The sequence below is a fragment of the Pseudomonas sp. Z1-14 genome (assembly GCF_051132005.1).
Taxonomy (GTDB): domain Bacteria; phylum Pseudomonadota; class Gammaproteobacteria; order Pseudomonadales; family Pseudomonadaceae; genus Aquipseudomonas.
In genome coordinates this window covers 5,702,979-5,721,895 of record NZ_CP071646.1, presented here as the reverse complement: position 1 = coordinate 5,721,895, position 18,917 = coordinate 5,702,979, and the positions used below count along the sequence as shown (strand labels likewise).

The window sequence follows — 18,917 nt, the reverse complement described above, 5'->3', positions numbered from 1 at the left end:
ATGAAAAAGGCGCCAGGTTCAGGGAAGGACCCATGCCAGCAACAAAGCGAAAAAAAACGCTGGGCATTATAAGCATTTTTTTTCGTCGGAAACGCCATCCGGACGTCCGTCGGACCGGGGGGATTGAACGCAATTCATATTAGAGAGTCCGTAACTCACGGATAGTCATAGGGAATTGGTAGTGCTACGACTCTTCAATAAAAAAGCCCACACACTTCTGGGGATCGACATCAGCTCGACGTCGGTGAAGCTGCTCGAATTGAGCCGTCAGGGCGATCGTCTGCGTGTCGAGTCCTACGCTGTCGAGCCGTTGCCAGCCAATGCCGTGGTGGAAAAGAACATCGCCGAGCTGGAAGGGGTGGGCCAGGCGCTTTCACGAGTGCTGGCCAAGGCCAGGACACCCTTGCGCAACGTGGCGGTGGCCGTGGCGGGGTCGGCGGTTATCACCAAGACCATCGAGATGGACGCCGGGCTGTCCGATGACGACATGGAGAACCAGCTCAAGATCGAGGCCGACCAGTACATTCCTTATCCACTGGACGAAGTGGCGATCGATTTCGAGGTGATCGGCGTATCGCCTCGCAGCGCCGAGCGTGTCGAGGTGCTGCTGGCGGCTTGTCGCAAAGAGAATGTCGAGGTGCGCGAGGCGGCGCTGGCGCTTGCCGGGCTGACGGCCCGGGTGGTCGATGTGGAAGCGTACGCGCTGGAGCGTGCGTTCGGCCTGCTCGCCACTCAGCTGGCGGCATCCCAGGAGCGCCTGACCGTGGCGGTGATCGACATCGGAGCCACGATGACCACGCTCAGTGTGCTGCACAACGGGCGCATCATTTACACCCGCGAGCAGTTGTTCGGTGGGCGCCAGCTTACCGAGGAAATCCAGCGCCGTTATGGCCTGACGCCGGAGCAGGCCGGCGTGGCAAAAAAGCAGGGCGGCCTGCCGGACGACTATCTCGGCGAAGTGCTGCAACCGTTTCGCGAAGCGCTGGTGCAGCAAGTGTCGCGTTCCCTGCAGTTTTTCTTCGCTTCAGGTCAGTACAGCGCAGTGGACCACATCCTGCTGGCGGGAGGGACGGCCTCGGTCGCAGGCCTCGACCGTTTGATCGAGCAGCGCCTGGGCACGCCTACCCAGGTGGCCAACCCGTTTACCAACATGGCCTTGAGCAGCAAGGTCAATGCCGGTGCCCTGGCCAGTGATGCGCCAGCCCTGATGATTGCCTGCGGGCTGGCCCTCAGGAGTTTCGACTGATGGCGCGGATCAACCTGCTTCCCTGGCGCGAAGAACTGCGCGAAGAGCGGCGCAAGCGCTTCTTGCTGGCATTGGTGGGGGCGCTGGTCGGTGCGGTGGGGTTAACGCTGCTGGCGGCACAGTACCTGAGCAACGAGATCGACTACCAAATGGCGCGCAACGCCCATCTGACCGGGGAAATCGCCGTGCTGGACGAGCGCATCAAGCAGATCAGCGAGCTGAAGGCGCGGCGCCAGCAACTGTTGGAGCGCATGCGGATCATCCAGGACTTGCAGGGCAACCGGCCGGTCAGTGCGCGCATTTTCGATCAAATGGCGCGGACCCTGCCGGATGGGGTGTTTTTCACCGAAGTGAAAATGGAAGAGGGCACGCTCTCCATCAAAGGGGCCGCGGCGTCAAACAACCGGGTCTCGGACCTGATGCGCAACCTCGACTCGTCGGAGCTGTTCGATGCGCCCAGCCTGACGGAGGTCAAGGCCACCACGGCGGGCCAGCTCGACCAGGCCAATGTCTTCCAGCTGACGGTTCGCCAGACCCGTCCGGCCGATGCGGAGGACGCCCAATGAAGCCGGCAGAGTGGTTCGACGCGCTGCGCAAGATCGATCTCAGTGACCTGGACACCAACAACGTCGGTTCATGGCCGACGCCGGTCAAGTGGCTGGCCGGCATCATGCTAGTGATCCTGGTGCTCGGCCTGGGCTACAACTTTGCCCTCAGTGACCTGGAAAACCAGCTGCAGCAGGTCCGTGAGGAGGAGAACACCCTCAAGGCCCAATTTGCCGGCAAGGCGCACATGGCGGCGAACCTGGAGCGCTATACCGAGCAGATGAAGCAGATGGAAACTTCCTTTGGCGTGCTGTTGCGGCAATTGCCCAGTGACACCGAAGTGCCGGGCCTGCTGGAGGACATCACGCGCACCGGCCTGGGCAGCGGCCTGGAGTTCGAGGAGATCAAGTTGCTGCCGGAAGTCACCCAGCCGTTCTACATCGAGTTGCCGATCCAGATCACCGTGACCGGCGGCTACCATGACCTGGCGACCTTCGTCAGCGGCGTAGCCGGGTTGCCCCGGATCGTCACCCTGCACGATTTCGAGATCGCGCCGATGGAGCCGGAGGCGGGGACGAAGCTGCGCATGAACATCCAGGCCAAGACCTACCGGTACAACGAGCAGGAGGCGCAGCCATGACGCCGGTCTGCCGCCTGGGTCTGCTGGTCGGGCTGGTTGCGCTGGCCGGGTGCAACAACGACAACGGTTTCAGTGACCTGGATGCCTACATGAACGAGATGCGCCTGCGCCCGCCCGGCAAGATCGAGCCAATGCCGACCTTCAGGCCTCACGAAACCTTTACCTACAGCGCGGCCAACTTGCGCAGCCCCTTTTCCCGGCAGGTTCCAGTCGATCAGGCTGGTCGACAGCAGGGCTCGCGCAACGTCCGCCCCGACCCGAACCGAGTCAAGCAATACCTGGAAGGCTTCAACATCGAGCAATTCGAGATGGTCGGTACGATCTCCAATGCCAGTGGCTCTTTTGCGCTGTTGCGTGGCGCTGGTGGGGTACACCGGCTGAAGGTCGGAGATTACCTGGGGCGTAACGACGGGCGGATCATCGCTATCAGCGCCACCCAGGTTGAAGTGGTCGAAATCGTTCCCGATGGCCAGGGCGCCTGGCTGGAGCGGCCGCGGACCATTCCCTTGAAAGAGCACTCAATAGTGGAACTCCAACAATGAACAGGATTTTTTCAGCCCTCGGTATTTCGCTATGGATAGCGTTGTTGTCGCCGGTGGTTCATGGCGCCAGCCTGAAAGCGCTGGACGTGGCGGCGTTACCGGGGGACCGGGTCGAGTTGAAGTTGACCTTCGACGGGCCGCCGCCCAAGCCCCGTGGTTATACCACCGAGCAACCGGCCCGGATTGCGCTTGATCTGCAGGGGGTGACCAGCCAGCTGGCCAGCAAGAGCCGCGACCTGGGCAGCGGCAATGCCCGCAGCGCCACCGTGGTCGAGGCGGGGGATCGGACCCGGTTGATCATCGGCCTTACGCAACTGGCGCCCTATGACACACGCGTGGAGGGCAACAACCTGTTTGTGGTGGTTGGCAAGGGCGCGACCCCGAGGAGCCCAACCCAACCCGCTCGCCCGGCAGCCCCCGTCCCTGCGCCTGCCAGGGCTCGCGCCCCGGCGGGCAAAGCCATTCGCGGGGTGGATTTCCAGCGCGGGACCCAGGGCGAAGGCAATGTGGTGATCGATTTGTCCGATCCGTCGATCGCCCCGGACATCCAGGAGCGCGAAGGCAAGATCATCCTCGATTTCGCCAGGACCCAGTTGCCCGAGCCGCTAAGGGTGCGCCTGGACGTCAAGGATTTCGCCACCCCGGTGCAGTTCATCAATGCCAGCGCCGCCTCCGATCGCGCCACCATCAGCATCGAGCCCAGCGGAACCTTCGATTACTCGACCTACCAGACCGACAACAAGCTGACCGTCAGTGTCCGGCCGATGACCGTCGAGGACCTGCAAAAACGCGATACCGATCGAGCCGCCTATAATGGCGAAAAACTGTCCCTGAACTTCCAGGACATCGAGGTGCGTTCGGTACTGCAACTGATTGCCGATTTCACCAACCTCAACCTGGTGGCCAGCGATACGGTGCAGGGCGGTATCACCCTGCGGTTGCAGAACGTGCCGTGGGATCAGGCGCTGGACCTGGTGCTCAAGACCAAGGGGCTCGACAAGCGCAAAGTAGGTAACGTGCTGCTGGTGGCACCGGCTGACGAGATCGCCGCCCGCGAACGCCAGGAGCTGGAATCGCAAAAGCAGATTGCCGACCTCGCCCCGTTGCGCCGCGAACTGCTGCAGGTCAACTACGCGAAGGCGGCGGACATCGCCAAGCTCTTCCAGTCGGTGACCAGTGCCGAGGCCAAGGCCGATGAGCGCGGCACGATCACGGTCGATGAGCGGACCAACAACATCATCGCCTACCAGACCCAGGACCGGCTCGACGAACTGCGGCGGATCGTGGCGCAGCTGGATATCCCGGTGCGCCAGGTGATGATCGAGGCGCGTATCGTCGAGGCCAACGTCGACTACGACAAAAGCCTGGGCGTGCGCTGGGGGGGCTCGATACAGAACAAGGGCAACTGGAACTCTTCCGGGGTGACCACCGGTGATTCCACCACCATCGGTACGCCGGGCAGCACCAGCACGAACCAGCCATTCGTCGACCTCGGCGCCTCAGGCAACACCTCGGGGATCGGTATCGCGTTCATCACCGACAATGTACTGCTCGACCTTGAGCTGACGGCCATGGAGAAAACCGGCAACGGTGAAATCGTCTCACAGCCCAAGGTGGTGACCTCCGACAAGGAGACGGCAAAAATCCTCAAGGGCACGGAGATTCCCTACCAGGAGGCCAGTTCCAGCGGCGCCACCTCGGTGTCGTTCAAGGAGGCCTCGTTGTCGCTTGAGGTCACGCCGCAGATAACCCCGGACAACCGCATCATCATGGAGGTCAAGGTCACCAAGGACGAGCCGGACTACCTGAACAAGGTCCAGGATGTACCGCCGATCAAGAAAAACGAGGTCAACGCCAAGGTGCTGGTCAACGACGGCGAGACCATTGTGATTGGGGGCGTTTTCTCAAATACTCAGAGCAAGGTTGTAGATAAGGTGCCATTTCTTGGCGATGTGCCGTATCTTGGCCGCCTTTTCCGGCGTGATGTGGTTTCGGAGAAAAAATCCGAGCTGCTGGTATTTCTCACTCCGCGTATCATGAACAACCAGGCGATTGCTGTGAGTCGTTGATTCTGTGCGAAATTTGATTCTTGTTGGGCCGATGGGGGCTGGAAAAAGCACCATCGGTCGTTTGCTGGCCAAAGAGCTGCGCCTGCCATTCAAAGATTCCGACAAGGAAATTGAATTGCGCACGGGCGCCAATATCCCATGGATCTTCGATAAGGAAGGCGAACCGGGCTTTCGCGACCGCGAGCAGGCGATGATTGCCGAGCTGTGCGGTTTCGAAGGCGTGGTGCTGGCGACCGGCGGCGGCGCGGTCATGCGCGAGGCCAATCGTCGGGCGCTGCATGCCGGCGGGCGAGTGGTCTACCTGCACGCCTCCGTCGAACAACAGGTGGGTCGCACCGCCCGTGATCGCAACCGGCCGCTGTTGCGCACCGCCGACCCGGCCAAGACGCTGCGGGACCTGCTCGAATTGCGTGATCCGCTGTATCGAGAAATCGCCGACCTGGTCATCGAAACCGACGAACGGCCGCCACGGATGGTGGTGCTGGAAATTCTCGATCGCCTTCAGCAACTGCCACCCCGTTAATGCGCCGAGCGAAATGCGCTATCCTCGACGTCCCGTTTTGGCTCGACTGGGTTGTGGCGGATGGCCATTAACTGAGACACCGTGGACTTCGTTAATTGCAGGTAGGGATGCCTGATTTCATCTTCACTGTGGGGACACATGCAGACACTTAAGGTCGACCTGGGCGAGCGCAGCTACCCGATTCATATTGGCGAAGGCTTGCTCGACCAGCCCGAACTGCTGGCGCCGCATATCGCCGGACGGCAAGTCGCGATCATCACCAACGAAACCGTCGCTCCTTTATACCTGGAACGCTTGACTCGCAGCCTGTCGGCTTTTTCCGTCATCTGCGTCGTGTTGCCCGACGGTGAAGCGTTCAAGAACTGGGAAACCCTGCAATTGATCTTCGACGGCTTGCTGACTGCACGTCATGATCGTCGCACCACGGTGGTCGCCCTGGGCGGCGGCGTGATCGGCGACATGGCCGGGTTCGCTGCGGCGTGCTATCAACGCGGTGTGGATTTCATCCAGATTCCTACCACGCTGCTATCGCAGGTCGATTCGTCCGTGGGCGGAAAGACCGGCATCAACCATCCGCTGGGCAAGAACATGGTGGGCGCGTTCTATCAGCCCAACGTGGTGCTCATCGACACCGCCTCCCTCAAGACGTTGCCGGCCCGTGAACTGTCCGCAGGCCTGGCTGAAGTGATCAAGTACGGGCTGATCTGCGACGAGCCGTTCCTCGGCTGGCTCGAAGAAAACGTCGACCGCCTGCGTGCGCTGGATCAACAGGCCCTGACTTACGCGATCGAGCGCTCTTGCGCAGCCAAGGCTGCCGTCGTCGGCGCCGATGAGCGCGAATCGGGTGTGCGGGCCACGCTCAACCTCGGCCATACCTTCGGTCATGCCATCGAAACCCATATGGGCTATGGCGTCTGGCTGCACGGTGAGGCCGTTGCCGCAGGGACGGTCATGGCCCTGGAAATGTCCGCGCGCCTGGGTTGGATCAGCCAGCAGGAACGCGATCGTGGTATTCGCCTGTTTCAACGTGCCGGGTTGCCGGTGGTTCCGCCGGAGGAAATGACCGAGGCGGATTTTCTTGAACACATGGCAATCGACAAAAAAGTGATCGACGGTCGTCTGCGTCTGGTGCTGCTGCGCCGCATGGGCGAAGCGGTAGTGACCGACGATTATCCGAAAGAGGTTCTACAGGCCACGCTGGGAGCGGATTACCGCGCCCTGGCTCAGCTTAAAGGTTAATAAGATTCCGATGACTAGTCTGCATGCCGACGAGGCGTTCCTCGGCCATTTCCAATTGAGTCATGACCCTTTCGCTCCGCGGGTCCCGGGCTTCAAGTTTTTCCCTGCCCAACGCAAGCCAGTGCTGGGCCAGTTGCACCATCTGGCCCGCTACAGCCAATTGCTGCTGGTGGTCACCGGCCCCCAGGGCAGTGGCAAGACCTTGCTGCGCCAGGCCCTGGTGGCCAGTACCAACAAGCAGTCGGTGCAAAGCGTGGTGGTATCGGCCCGTGGTGCGGGTGATGCCGCGGGTGTGCTGCGCCAGGTGGCCCAGGCTCTGAATGTCGCCCAGGCGGAAATCGGCGCGATTCTCGACCAGATCGTACAATTGGCGCTCACCGGACAGGAAGTCTACCTGCTGGTGGACGATGCCGAACAACTCGACGAATCGGCCCTGGAGGCGCTGCTGGCCCTGGCTGCCGGCGCGCCGGAAGGCCGTCCTCATGTGTTCCTGTTCGGTGAGTCGTCACTGATCGCCGAGCTGGACCAGTTGGAGCTCGAGGAAGAGCGTTTCCACGTTATCGAACTCGCGCCCTACACCGAGGAAGAAACCCGTGAATACCTGGCCCAGCGGCTGGAGGGGGCTGGCCGGGGTATCGAACTTTTCACCGCGGATCAGATCTCTGAGATTCACGAAAGCTCGGACGGCTGGCCTGGCAACATCAACCAGGTGGCCCGAGATGCTCTGATCGAAATCATGATCGCCAGCCGCTCAGCGGTGAAGCGTCCAAGTATGGGGTTCAACATGCCGAAGAAACACGTATTGGCGATTTCCGCCGTTGTCGTGGTTGCGGTGGCCGCCGCCTGGCTGATGCCAGGTCGCAACAAGGCACCGACCACCGGCGCACCTGCCAACGAACAGGCACAGCTGCCTCTCGGCCAGGGCACTCCACAAGCCAACGGCGGTGCGCCGGCGGTGGAGTTTGCCGGCAATACCCAGCCGATGCCGCTGCCGCTGGTCGGCCAGTCGCAACCGGTCATGCGCGGTCCTCTGGCAGAAGCCGCGGGGGGCATCACCGAAGGCGACGATGGCGCGCCGCCGCCGATCGATGACAGCAGCGACGTACCGCCAACCGTGACCACCACCGCACCACCTGCGGGCGTGCCGGCCGGTCCGGCACCGACGCCGACACCTGCCCCGGCTGCCAAACCGACCCCTGCGCCTACCCAGGTCGCCACCGCCAAGCCGGCCCCGACCCCGGCGGCCCCAGCGGCCAAGCCAGCACCGGCGCCTGCGGCCAAGCCTGCCGCCACCCCGGCCAAAGCCACGGGCGGTAGCTGGTACGCAGGTCAGGCACCGGGTAACTACGTGGTGCAGATCCTCGGCACCAGCTCCGAAGCCACTGCGCAGAACTTCGTCAAGGAGCAGGGCGGCGAGTACCGTTATTTCAAGAAAGTGCTCAACGGCAAGCCGCTGTATGTCATCACCTACGGCAGCTTTGCCAATCGTGACGCAGCCGTTTCCGCCATCAAGGCCTTGCCAGCGAAGGTTCAGGCTGGTAAACCTTGGCCTCGCACTGTCGCCAGCGTCCAACAGGAACTGGCAGCAACTCGCTGATGATTCGGCGGCCTTACCCAGGCCGCCTCTCCCGGCAACCTCAAAATTTCCGCAAGGGCGGGCGACCTTTCAGGCCGCGCGCCTTGTGGTGTCTGCGTCACAGTAGTGTTTGAGTCGTAGCGGTCGAACCCAAAAAAGTTTTGACTAGCACAGCATATAGCTTTAAACCTTTCACAAATGCGACATGGATTTGCGACAGTTCGTCGTCAAATTTGTGAGCCTCTGTGTCGGTGTGTACAATGACCTCCCTTTTGCCCCCGCAAAGCTGGCGTACGTTCGGCGCGGCACGCAACTGGCTGAATTGAAAAGAAATTTGCCTCGCTAAGAGGCAGCCTGGTGAGAAAGTGTCTATGAAAGCAGGTCTGTACCAACCAGATGAATTCAAGGATAACTGCGGTTTCGGCCTGATAGCCCATATGCAGGGCGAGCCCAGTCATACCCTTTTGCAAACGGCCATTGAGGCCCTGACCTGCATGACCCACCGTGGTGGGATCAACGCCGACGGCAAGACCGGCGATGGCTGTGGCTTGCTGATTCAAAAGCCTGACGAGTTCCTGCGTGCCATCGCCCAGGAAACGTTTGGCGTGACCCTGCCCAAGCAATACGCCGTGGGCATGGTGTTTTTCAACCAGGACCCGGTAAAGGCACAAGCCGCTCGCGAGAACATGAACCGCGAGATCCTCGCCGCCGGCCTGCAACTGGTCGGCTGGCGCAAAGTGCCGATCGACACCAGCGTCCTCGGCCGCCTGGCCCTTGAGCGCCTGCCGTTGATCGAGCAAGTGTTCATTGCCGGTGAAGGTTTGAGCGACCAGGAAATGTCGATCAAGCTGTTCAGCTCCCGTCGTCGTTCGTCCGTGGCTAACGCCGCTGACACCGACCACTACATCTGCAGCTTTTCCCACAAGACCATCATTTACAAAGGCCTGATGATGCCGGCGGACCTCACCGCCTTTTATCCGGACCTGAGCGATGAGCGCCTGAAAACCGCGATCTGCGTATTCCACCAGCGCTTCTCCACCAACACCCTGCCGAAATGGCCGCTGGCCCAGCCCTTCCGTTTCCTCGCGCACAACGGCGAGATCAACACCATCACCGGCAACCGCAACTGGGCCCTGGCCCGTCGCACCAAGTTCGCCAATGACCTGATGCCGGACCTCGAAGAGCTCGGCCCGCTGGTCAACCGTGTGGGTTCTGACTCCTCGAGCATGGACAACATGCTCGAACTGATGGTGACCGGCGGCATCGACCTGTTCCGTGGCGTGCGCATGCTTGTTCCGCCAGCCTGGCAGAACGTCGAAACCATGGACCCGGACCTGCGCGCCTTCTACGAATACAACTCCATGCACATGGAGCCGTGGGACGGCCCGGCCGGTATCGTCATGACCGACGGTCGCTACGCGGTATGCCTGCTCGACCGTAACGGTCTGCGTCCGGCGCGCTGGGTCACCACCACCAATGGTTTCATCACCCTGGCGTCGGAAATCGGCGTGTGGAACTACCAGCCCGAAGACGTCATCGCCAAAGGCCGCGTGGGCCCTGGGCAGATTTTCGCCGTGGACACCGAGACCGGGCAGATCCTCGACACCGACGCGATCGACAACCGTCTGAAGTCCCGTCATCCCTACAAGCAGTGGCTGCGCAAGAATGCCTTGCGCATCCAGGCGACCATGGAAGACAACGACCACGGCTCGGCTTTCTACGACGTCGACCAGCTCAAGCAGTACATGAAGATGTACCAGGTGACGTTCGAAGAGCGTGACCAGGTGTTGCGTCCGCTGGGCGAGCAGGGCTACGAAGCGGTCGGCTCCATGGGCGATGACACGCCGATGGCCGTGCTGTCCCAGCGTGTGCGCACGCCATATGACTATTTCCGCCAGCAGTTCGCCCAGGTAACCAACCCGCCGATCGACCCGCTGCGCGAAGCGATCGTGATGTCCCTGGAAATCTGCCTCGGTGCCGAGCGCAACATTTTCCAGGAGTCGCCGGAACACGCTTCGCGGGTGATCCTCAGCTCGCCGGTCATCTCCCCGGCCAAGTGGCGCTCGCTGACCAACCTTGATCGCCCGGGCTTCGAACGTCAGGTCATCGACCTGAACTACGACGAAAGCGTCGGCCTGGAAGCGGCGATCCGCAACGTTGCCGATCAGGCTGAAGAAGCCGCGCGTGCCGGTCGTACCCAGATCGTCCTGACCGACCGTCATATCGCGCCCGGCAAGCTGCCGATCCACGCCTCGCTGGCCACCGGCGCGGTGCACCATCGCCTGACCGAAAAAGGCCTGCGCTGCGATTCCAACATCCTCGTGGAAACCGCCACGGCTCGCGACCCGCATCACTTTGCGGTGCTGATCGGCTTTGGCGCCTCGGCGGTGTACCCGTTCCTGGCCTACGAAGTGCTGGGCGACCTGATCCGTACCGGTGAAGTGCTGGGCGACCTCTACGAGGTGTTCAAGAACTACCGCAAAGGCATTACCAAGGGCCTGCTCAAGATCCTCTCGAAGATGGGTATCTCGACTATCGCCTCGTACCGTGGCGCGCAGTTGTTCGAGGCCATCGGTCTGTCCGAAGAAGTCTGCGAGCTGAGCTTCCGTGGTGTCCCGAGTCGCATCAAGGGCGCCCGTTTCGTCGACATCGAAGCCGAGCAGAAAGCCCTGGCCGCCGAAGCCTGGAGCCCGCGCAAGCCGATCCAGCAGGGCGGTCTGCTGAAGTTCGTCCACGGTGGCGAATACCACGCCTACAACCCGGACGTGGTCAACACCCTGCAAGCCGCCGTGCAACAGGGCGACTACGGCAAGTTCAAGGAGTACACGGCGCTGGTGGATAACCGCCCGGTGTCGATGATCCGCGACCTGCTCAAGGTCAAGACCCTCGATACGCCGCTGGATATCAGCGAAGTGGAGCCGCTGGAGTCGGTGCTCAAGCGTTTCGACTCCGCCGGTATCTCCTTGGGCGCCTTGTCTCCAGAGGCCCACGAAGCCCTGGCCGAAGCCATGAACCGCCTCGGTGCGCGTTCGAACTCCGGCGAAGGCGGCGAAGACCCGGCGCGCTACGGCACCATCAAGAGTTCGAAAATCAAGCAGGTGGCCACCGGCCGCTTCGGTGTGACGCCGGAGTATCTGGTCAACGCCGAAGTGCTGCAGATCAAGGTCGCCCAAGGCGCCAAGCCCGGCGAAGGCGGCCAGTTGCCTGGCGGCAAGGTCAACGGCCTGATCGCCAAGCTGCGCTACGCGGTGCCCGGCGTGACGCTGATTTCGCCGCCGCCGCACCATGACATCTATTCGATCGAAGACTTGTCGCAACTGATCTTCGACCTCAAGCAGGTGAACCCGAAGGCTCTGGTCTCGGTGAAACTGGTGGCGGAAGCCGGCGTGGGCACGATTGCCGCCGGCGTGGCGAAAGCCTATGCCGACCTGATCACCATCTCCGGCTACGACGGCGGCACCGGTGCCTCGCCGCTGACCTCGATCAAGTACGCTGGCGCGCCGTGGGAACTGGGCCTGGCCGAAACCCACCAGACCCTGCGCGGCAACGACCTGCGCGGCAAGGTGCGGGTGCAGACCGACGGGGGCCTGAAGACCGGCCTCGACGTGATCAAGGCCGCCATTCTCGGTGCCGAGAGCTTCGGCTTCGGTACCGCGCCGATGATCGCCCTGGGCTGCAAATACCTGCGCATCTGCCATCTGAACAACTGCGCCACGGGCGTGGCGACCCAGAACGAGAAGTTGCGCAAGGATCACTACATCGGCACCGTCGATATGGTGGTGAACTTCTTCACCTACGTGGCCGAAGAGACCCGTGAGTGGCTGGCCAAGCTGGGCGTGCGCTCGCTGGAAGAGCTGATCGGCCGCACCGATCTGCTCGAAGTGCTCGAAGGCCAGACCGCCAAGCAGCATCACTTGGACCTGACCCCTTTGCTGGGCAGCGACCTGATCCCGGCGGACAAGCCACAATTCTGCCAGGTCGATCGCAACCCGCCGTTCGACAAGGGCGAGCTGGCCGAGAAGATGGTCGACATGGCCGCTTCGGCGATCAATGACCTGAGCGGTGCTCAGTTCGAGCTGAATATCTGCAACTGCGACCGCTCCATCGGCGCGCGGATTTCCGGCGAGATCGCCCGCAAGCACGGCAACCAGGGCATGGCTCACGCGCCGATCACGTTCCGCTTCAAGGGCACGGCCGGGCAAAGCTTTGGCGTCTGGAACGCCGGCGGCCTGAACATGTACCTGCAAGGTGACGCGAACGACTACGTGGGCAAGGGCATGACCGGCGGCAAACTGGTCATCGTTCCGCCCAAGGGCAGTGTCTACCGGACCCAGGACAGTGCGATCATCGGCAACACCTGCCTCTACGGCGCCACGGGCGGCAAGCTGTTCGCCGCCGGCACCGCGGGTGAGCGTTTCGCCGTACGTAACTCCGGCGCCCACACCGTGGTGGAAGGCACCGGCGATCACTGCTGCGAGTACATGACCGGTGGTTTCGTCTGCGTACTGGGCAAGACCGGTTACAACTTCGGCTCAGGCATGACCGGCGGTTTCGCCTATGTGCTCGACCAGGACAACAGCTTCGTCGACCGGGTCAACCACGAACTGGTGGAAATCCAGCGGATCAGCGGCGAGGCGATGGAAGCCTACCGCAGCCACCTGCAACGCGTGCTGAACGAATACGTCGAGGAAACCGACAGTGAGTGGGGTCGTGAACTCGCCGAGAACCTCGATGACTACGTACGTCGTTTCTGGCTGGTCAAGCCGAAAGCGGCCAACCTGAAGTCGTTGCTTTCCAGCACCCGTGCCAACCCGCAGTGATATGCGCCTGAAGAGTTTGATGAGGTTTTAACAATGGCTGAACGTCTGAATAACGACTTCCAGTTCATCGATGTCGGGCGCAAGGATCCGAAGAAGAAACTGTTGCGTCAACGCAAGAAAGAGTTCGTGGAAATCTACGAGCCCTTCAAACCCCAGCAGTCGGCCGACCAGGCTCACCGTTGCCTGGGCTGCGGTAACCCGTACTGCGAATGGAAGTGCCCGGTGCACAACTTCATTCCCAACTGGCTGAAGCTGGTGGCCGAGGGCAACATCCTCCAGGCCGCCGAACTGTCCCACCAGACCAACACCTTGCCGGAAGTCTGCGGCCGGGTGTGCCCGCAGGATCGCCTGTGCGAGGGTGCCTGCACCCTCAACGACGGTTTTGGCGCGGTGACCATCGGTTCGGTGGAGAAGTACATCACCGACACCGCATTCGCCATGGGCTGGCGCCCGGACATGTCCAAGGTCAAGCCGACCGGCAAGCGTGTCGCGATCATCGGCGCCGGTCCGGCGGGCCTGGGCTGTGCCGACGTATTGGTGCGCGGTGGCGTGACCCCGGTGGTGTTCGACAAGAACCCGGAAATCGGTGGCCTGCTGACCTTCGGCATTCCCGAGTTCAAGCTGGAAAAGAGCGTGTTGAGCAATCGTCGCGAAGTGTTCACCGGCATGGGTATCGAGTTCCGCCTGAACACCGAGGTGGGCAAGGACGTCACCATGGAGCAACTGCTTGAGGAATACGACGCGGTCTTCATGGGCATGGGCACCTACACCTACATGAAGGGCGGCTTTGCCGGCGAGGACCTGCCAGGCGTCTACGACGCGCTGGACTTCCTGATCGCCAACGTCAACCGCAACCTGGGCTTTGAAAAGTCGCCGGAAGATTTCGTCGACATGAAAGGCAAGAAAGTCGTGGTACTCGGTGGTGGCGACACGGCGATGGACTGCAACCGCACCTCGATTCGCCAGGGCGCCAAGTCGGTGACCTGCGCCTATCGTCGTGACGAAGCAAACATGCCGGGCTCGCGCAAAGAGGTGAAGAACGCCAAGGAAGAGGGCGTGAAATTCCTCTACAACCGCCAGCCGATTGCGATTGTCGGGGAAGACAAGGTCGAAGGCGTGAAGGTAGTCGAGACCCGTCTTGGCGAACCGGATGCCCGTGGCCGCCGCAGCCCCGAGCCGATCCCCGGTTCCGAAGAGATCATCCCGGCCGATGCCGTGGTCATCGCCTTCGGCTTCCGTCCAAGCCCGGCGCCGTGGTTCGAGCAGTTCAGCATCCAGACCGACAGCCAAGGCCGCGTCGTTGCCCCGGAACAAGGCCAGTACAAGCACCAGACCAGCAATCCGAAGATCTTCGCCGGTGGCGACATGGTCCGCGGTTCGGACCTGGTGGTGACGGCGATCTTCGAAGGCCGCAATGCGGCGGAAGGGATTCTGGATTACTTGCAGGTCTGAACCGCCTCCAGGCCTCAAATGCAGTAACCCTGTGGGAGCGAGCCTGCTCGCGAAAGCGGCCTGTCAGCCAACTTCAATGTTGGATGTGCCGGCCTCTTCGCGAGCAGGCTCGCTCCCACAGTTGTTTTGTGGTGTTAGACGACTGTGTTCCACCGCGACAAATTGCCCCGATAGATAAAAGGCACGGCTCTTGCCGTGCCTTTTGCGTCGCGCTCTGAGAAAATGCCCGCACTTTTTTTCCGGATGCCGACATGACTGCCCTGAAGAACGACCGTTTCCTTCGCGCCCTGCTCAAGCAACCTGTAGACGTCACCCCGGTGTGGATGATGCGCCAGGCCGGTCGCTATCTGCCGGAGTACCGCGCCAGTCGCGCCAAGGCCGGCGACTTCATGAGCCTGTGCATGAACCCGCAGTTCGCCTGTGAAGTCACGATGCAGCCGCTGGACCGCTACCCGCAGCTTGACGCGGCGATCCTGTTCTCCGACATCCTCACCATCCCTGACGCCATGGGCCAGGGCTTGTACTTCGAGACTGGTGAAGGCCCGCGCTTCAGGAAAGTCGTCAGCAGCCTGGCCGACATCGAGGCGTTGCCGATTCCCGATCCGCAGAAAGACCTCGGCTATGTCATGGACGCCGTCAGCACCATTCGCCGCGAACTGAACGGCCGCGTCCCGTTGATCGGTTTCTCTGGCAGCCCGTGGACGCTTGCGACCTATATGGTCGAAGGCGGCTCGTCGAAAGACTTCCGCAAGACCAAGGCGATGCTCTACGACAATCCCCAGGCCATGCATTTGCTGCTGGACAAGCTGGCGCAGTCGGTCACGTCCTATCTCAACGGCCAGATCATGGCCGGTGCGCAAGCGGTGCAGATCTTCGACACCTGGGGCGGCAACCTGTCGGCGGCGGCGTACCAGGAGTTTTCCCTGGCCTACATGCGCAAGATCGTCAGCGGTCTGATTCGCGAACACGAAGGTCGCAAAGTCCCGGTGATCCTGTTCACCAAGAACGGCGGGCTGTGGCTGGAAAGCATCGCCGATGCCGGCGCCGACGCCCTGGGCCTGGACTGGACCTGTGACATCGGCAATGCCCGCGAGCGCGTCGGTAACAGAGTCGCGCTGCAAGGCAACATGGATCCGACCGTGCTGTATGCCAAGCCAGAAGCCATCCGTGCCGAAGTCGGGCGCATCCTCGCCAGTTATGGCAAGGGCAGCGGGCACGTGTTCAATCTCGGTCACGGGATCACCCCGGAAGTCGACCCGGAACACGCCGGGGCCTTCCTGCGGGCGGTGCATGAGTTGTCGGCGCAATATCACGACTGACTCAGCGCGGGAGCGAGCCAGCTCGCTCCCGCAACGGTTCATGCGTCAGGCTTTCAAGTCACCCAGCGGCGGCAACCTGGCGAGCTTCAGCGCGATCAGCAGCGCGATCACCAGTAACGATCCGATGAACAACCCGGTTCCGTTCCATCCCCCCAGGTGCCACGCGACCCCGCCCGCCGTACCGGCAATGCTCGAGCCGGCGTAATAGCTGAACAAGTACAACGACGAAGCCTGGCCCTTGGCCTTCAGGGCGCGGCGGCCGATCCAGCTGCTGGCCACCGAGTGCGCGCCGAAGAAACCGAAGGTGAACACCAGCATGCCGATGATCACCAGCCAGAGCGGCGTAAACAGCGTCAACAGCAGGCCCGCCAGCATCAACGCGATGGTCGCCCAGAGCATTTTCCGCCGGCCGAGCTTGTCAGCCATTGCCCCGACCTTGGCCGAACTGTAGATGCCGGATAGGTACACGACCGACAGCAACCCGACAAATGCCTGGTCCATATGGTAAGGCGCGGCCAGCAGGCGGTAGCCGATGTAGTTGAACAGCGTGACGAACGCCCCCATCAGTACGAAGGCTTCAAGAAACAGCAGGGGTAGCCCGGCGTCGCGAAAGTGCAGGGTGAAACCGTCCATCAGGCTGCGTGGGTGCAACGAGCGTGGGCGGAAGTTGCGCGATTCGGGAAGGATCCGCCAGAACACCGCCGCCGCAACCAGGGCCAGGCCACCGATCATCAGCATCGCGGTATGCCAGCTGACAAAGTCGATCAATACGCCGGTGATCAGCCGCCCGCACATGCCGCCGATGGCGTTGCCGGCGATGTAAAGCCCCATTGCCAGGCCGATATGCCTGGGATGGATTTCTTCGCTCAGGTAGGTCATCGCCACCGCCGCCAATCCGCTTAACGACAACCCCACCAGGGCGCGCAAGACCAGCACGCCTTGCCAAGTCGGCATCATCGCACTGGCGATCGTGCACAGCGCCGCTGCGAACAGCGCGGCGACCATCACTGATTTGCGGCCGATGCGGTCGGAAATCGGACCGGTGACCAACAGGCCGACGGCAAGCAGGCCGGTCGCCACCGACAGGATCAAGCTGCTCTGGGCGGCGTTGATGGAAAACTCCGCCGACAGCAGCGGCATCATCGGTTGCACGCAATACAACAGCGCGAAGGTTGCAAAACCGCCGCAGAACAAGGCCAACACCGTACGCATGAACAACGGCGTGCCTTTTTCGATATAGATGTCCTTGAGCTCGGCAGCGGCATCATCCTGAGGGCGCGGCGGGATTTCATGGGCCAGTGGAGCGACAGCGGTTTTCACGATGGACCTCGGGGAGCACGGCCTGGCAGGCAATGAAAAAAGCATATAGCCGGCTAATGTTTCTATCCAATATATTGTTCGACCTGTTTAAGACGTTTTGCGACTTGCTGGGAAGGACACATGGAACTGCGTCACTTGCGTTACTTCATCGCCGTCGCCGAAGAACTGCACTTTGGCCGCGCCGCGTTGGCCCTGGGCATCTCCCAGCCGCCGCTGAGTCAACAGATCCAGGCGCTGGAGCAAGAGATTGGTGCACGCCTGTTCGAGCGCACCAACCGTCGCGTCGAGCTGAGCGAGGCCGGACGGCTGTTTCTCGAAGAGGCGCGCCGGGTCCTGGCCCAGGTCGACAAGGCTGCCGACGTAGCCCGCCGCGCCCAGTTGGGCGAATTGGGCGAGCTGAAAATCGGCTTCACCTCCTCAGCCCCCTTCAATTCCACCATTCCCCAGGCGATATTCACCTTTCGCCAGCGCTTTCCCGCAGTTCACCTGAACCTGCGGGAAATGAGCAGCACCCAAGTGGCCGATGCGTTGCTCGACGAGGCCATCGACGTGGGCATCATGCGTCCGCTGCCGCTTCCCGACGCCTTGAGCGAAATCGAACTCAGCCGCGAACCCTTGGTGGCTGTGCTCAGCTCCAAGCATCCGCTAGCCCAGGGCAGTGACAAAGGCCTGTTTCTCGCTTCGCTGGCCGAGGAACCGTTCGTGTTTTTCCCCCGCAGCTACGGCAGCGGTCTCTACGCCCAACTCCTGACACTGGCCCGCGACGCCGGTTTCAGCCCGCACTTCGCCCAGGAAGCGGGCGAAGCCATGACCATCATCGGCCTGGTGGCGGCGGGGCTGGGCGTCTCGGTCTTGCCGGCGTCTTACCAGCGCATGCGTATCGACGGCGTGGTCTACCGGTCATTGCTCGATCCGGCGGCGGTCTCGGCGGTGTGGCTGGTCCAGCGCAAGGACCAGCGTTCGCCGATGGCGAAGGCGTTTGTGGCGCTGTTGACAAGCAATCCCTTGAGTTGACTTCTGCGCGCGGAACCGCGGTGGCGCAGAGGCTATGATTTATCTCCGGAACGCGCTTTTCGCTTGAGTTTTCCTGCAGGTCAGCCGATACGCTCATGTTCGACCAACCCACCATGGAGAAACAGGATGTTCAAGCAGTTGACCTTTACCGCCTTGCTGGCAGTTGCCACGCTGACCACAGGGTGTGCTTCGGTAAAAATGGCGGATGATTCCCAAGACGCGCGGGCGAAAACCTTCCAGACTTCCCCTGACAAAGCGAACATCTACGTTTATCGCAACGAGAGCATGGGCGCCGGGGTAAAAATGCCCGTAACGCTCAACGGCAAGGCTGTCGGGCAGACTGTTGCCAAGTCGTACTTGATGCTGTCGGTGCCGGCTGGTCAACAAACCCTGGTTTCGTCTGCGGAAAATGACTCAGAGCTCAAGCTCAGCACCGAACCAGGCAAGAATTATTTCGTCTGGCAGGAAGTGAAAGTGGGTTTCATCAAGGCTCGTAACAACCTGCAGGTTGTTGATGACAAAACCGGTCGCGCCGGGGTGTCTGAAAGCAAGCTGATCCAAGCCGAGTAGCCCGACTGTCTTTGAGCCGGACTGTTTAGAGGGCACCCAAG

Annotated in this window: 14 protein-coding genes; 13 read left to right on the top strand and 1 reads right to left on the bottom strand. The window is 61.7% G+C overall.

Translation table 11 applies throughout. The features are described from left to right. The first annotated feature begins 181 nt into the window (after positions 1 to 181). The 11 genes from J3P89_RS26220 to hemE all read left to right on the top strand — a co-directional run bounded on the left by J3P89_RS26220 (position 182) and on the right by hemE (position 15,972). Entirely contained in the window at positions 182 to 1,246 is a 1,065-nt protein-coding gene (locus tag J3P89_RS26220) for a pilus assembly protein PilM (protein ID WP_434696101.1), read from the top strand. Next, on the top strand, positions 1,246 to 1,812 hold the full coding sequence (locus J3P89_RS26215) for a PilN domain-containing protein (protein ID WP_434696100.1): 567 nt from the start codon (positions 1,246 to 1,248) through the stop codon (positions 1,810 to 1,812). The genes J3P89_RS26220 and J3P89_RS26215 overlap by 1 nt, the downstream gene beginning before the upstream one ends. Then, entirely contained in the window at positions 1,809 to 2,432 is a 624-nt protein-coding gene (gene pilO / locus J3P89_RS26210; RefSeq protein ID WP_434602584.1) for a type 4a pilus biogenesis protein PilO, read from the top strand. Before J3P89_RS26215 ends, pilO begins: the two co-directional genes overlap by 4 nt. After that, positions 2,429 to 2,974, top strand: a complete 546-nt coding sequence (locus J3P89_RS26205) for a pilus assembly protein PilP (protein WP_434626461.1) — start codon at positions 2,429 to 2,431, stop codon at positions 2,972 to 2,974. Before pilO ends, J3P89_RS26205 begins: the two co-directional genes overlap by 4 nt. Then, positions 2,971 to 5,043 carry a type IV pilus secretin PilQ gene (gene pilQ / locus J3P89_RS26200; protein WP_434696099.1) on the top strand — a complete coding sequence of 691 codons (2,073 nt, stop codon included), beginning with the start codon at positions 2,971 to 2,973 and terminating at the stop codon, positions 5,041 to 5,043. The genes J3P89_RS26205 and pilQ overlap by 4 nt, the downstream gene beginning before the upstream one ends. Before the next feature lie 4 nt (positions 5,044 to 5,047). Then, complete coding sequence (gene aroK / locus J3P89_RS26195) at positions 5,048 to 5,566, top strand: shikimate kinase AroK (protein WP_181290818.1); 519 nt, start codon at positions 5,048 to 5,050, stop codon at positions 5,564 to 5,566. A 138-nt stretch (positions 5,567 to 5,704) separates the two neighbouring features. Beyond that, positions 5,705 to 6,805, top strand: a complete 1,101-nt coding sequence (gene aroB / locus J3P89_RS26190; protein ID WP_434696098.1) for a 3-dehydroquinate synthase — start codon at positions 5,705 to 5,707, stop codon at positions 6,803 to 6,805. Between the two features lie 10 nt (positions 6,806 to 6,815). Next, the gene (locus tag J3P89_RS26185; protein ID WP_434653927.1) at positions 6,816 to 8,402 is read left to right on the top strand and encodes an AAA family ATPase; all 1,587 of its coding nucleotides are present in this window, start codon (positions 6,816 to 6,818) and stop codon (positions 8,400 to 8,402) included. 350 nt (positions 8,403 to 8,752) lie between these two features. Further along, positions 8,753 to 13,201 carry a glutamate synthase large subunit gene (gltB, locus tag J3P89_RS26180; protein WP_434696096.1) on the top strand — a complete coding sequence of 1,483 codons (4,449 nt, stop codon included), beginning with the start codon at positions 8,753 to 8,755 and terminating at the stop codon, positions 13,199 to 13,201. A gap of 33 nt (positions 13,202 to 13,234) precedes the next feature. Then, positions 13,235 to 14,653, top strand: a complete 1,419-nt coding sequence (locus J3P89_RS26175; RefSeq protein WP_305497346.1) for an FAD-dependent oxidoreductase — start codon at positions 13,235 to 13,237, stop codon at positions 14,651 to 14,653. A gap of 251 nt (positions 14,654 to 14,904) precedes the next feature. Further along, the gene (hemE, locus tag J3P89_RS26170; RefSeq protein WP_434696095.1) at positions 14,905 to 15,972 is read left to right on the top strand and encodes a uroporphyrinogen decarboxylase; all 1,068 of its coding nucleotides are present in this window, start codon (positions 14,905 to 14,907) and stop codon (positions 15,970 to 15,972) included. Positions 15,973 to 16,017: 45 nt separating this feature from the next. Here hemE and J3P89_RS26165 read toward each other — a convergent pair whose 3' ends face one another. Beyond that, the gene (locus tag J3P89_RS26165) at positions 16,018 to 17,292 is read right to left on the bottom strand and encodes an MFS transporter (protein WP_434696094.1); all 1,275 of its coding nucleotides are present in this window, start codon (positions 17,290 to 17,292) and stop codon (positions 16,018 to 16,020) included. A 120-nt stretch (positions 17,293 to 17,412) separates the two neighbouring features. Here J3P89_RS26165 and J3P89_RS26160 point away from each other — a divergent pair, with 120 nt between their 5' ends. Continuing rightward, positions 17,413 to 18,306, top strand: coding sequence for a LysR substrate-binding domain-containing protein (locus tag J3P89_RS26160; protein WP_434696093.1), 894 nt, complete (start codon positions 17,413 to 17,415; stop codon positions 18,304 to 18,306). A gap of 126 nt (positions 18,307 to 18,432) precedes the next feature. Then, positions 18,433 to 18,876, top strand: a complete 444-nt coding sequence (locus tag J3P89_RS26155) for a DUF2846 domain-containing protein (RefSeq protein ID WP_434626450.1) — start codon at positions 18,433 to 18,435, stop codon at positions 18,874 to 18,876. The last annotated feature ends 41 nt before the right edge of the window (positions 18,877 to 18,917 follow it).

Excerpts from the sequence above, each read along its gene's own strand:
- J3P89_RS26155 (WP_434626450.1), top strand. The coding sequence starts at position 18,433 with ATGTTCAAGCAGTTGACCTTTACCGCCTTGCTGGCAGTTGCCACGCTG.
- hemE (WP_434696095.1), top strand. The coding sequence starts at position 14,905 with ATGACTGCCCTGAAGAACGACCGTTTCCTTCGCGCCCTGCTCAAGCAA.
- J3P89_RS26175 (WP_305497346.1), top strand. The coding sequence starts at position 13,235 with ATGGCTGAACGTCTGAATAACGACTTCCAGTTCATCGATGTCGGGCGC.
- pilO (WP_434602584.1), top strand. The coding sequence starts at position 1,809 with ATGAAGCCGGCAGAGTGGTTCGACGCGCTGCGCAAGATCGATCTCAGT.
- gltB (WP_434696096.1), top strand. The coding sequence starts at position 8,753 with ATGAAAGCAGGTCTGTACCAACCAGATGAATTCAAGGATAACTGCGGT.
- aroB (WP_434696098.1), top strand. The coding sequence starts at position 5,705 with ATGCAGACACTTAAGGTCGACCTGGGCGAGCGCAGCTACCCGATTCAT.
- pilQ (WP_434696099.1), top strand. The coding sequence starts at position 2,971 with ATGAACAGGATTTTTTCAGCCCTCGGTATTTCGCTATGGATAGCGTTG.
- J3P89_RS26160 (WP_434696093.1), top strand. The coding sequence starts at position 17,413 with ATGGAACTGCGTCACTTGCGTTACTTCATCGCCGTCGCCGAAGAACTG.
- J3P89_RS26215 (WP_434696100.1), top strand. The coding sequence starts at position 1,246 with ATGGCGCGGATCAACCTGCTTCCCTGGCGCGAAGAACTGCGCGAAGAG.
- J3P89_RS26185 (WP_434653927.1), top strand. The coding sequence starts at position 6,816 with ATGACTAGTCTGCATGCCGACGAGGCGTTCCTCGGCCATTTCCAATTG.
- J3P89_RS26205 (WP_434626461.1), top strand. The coding sequence starts at position 2,429 with ATGACGCCGGTCTGCCGCCTGGGTCTGCTGGTCGGGCTGGTTGCGCTG.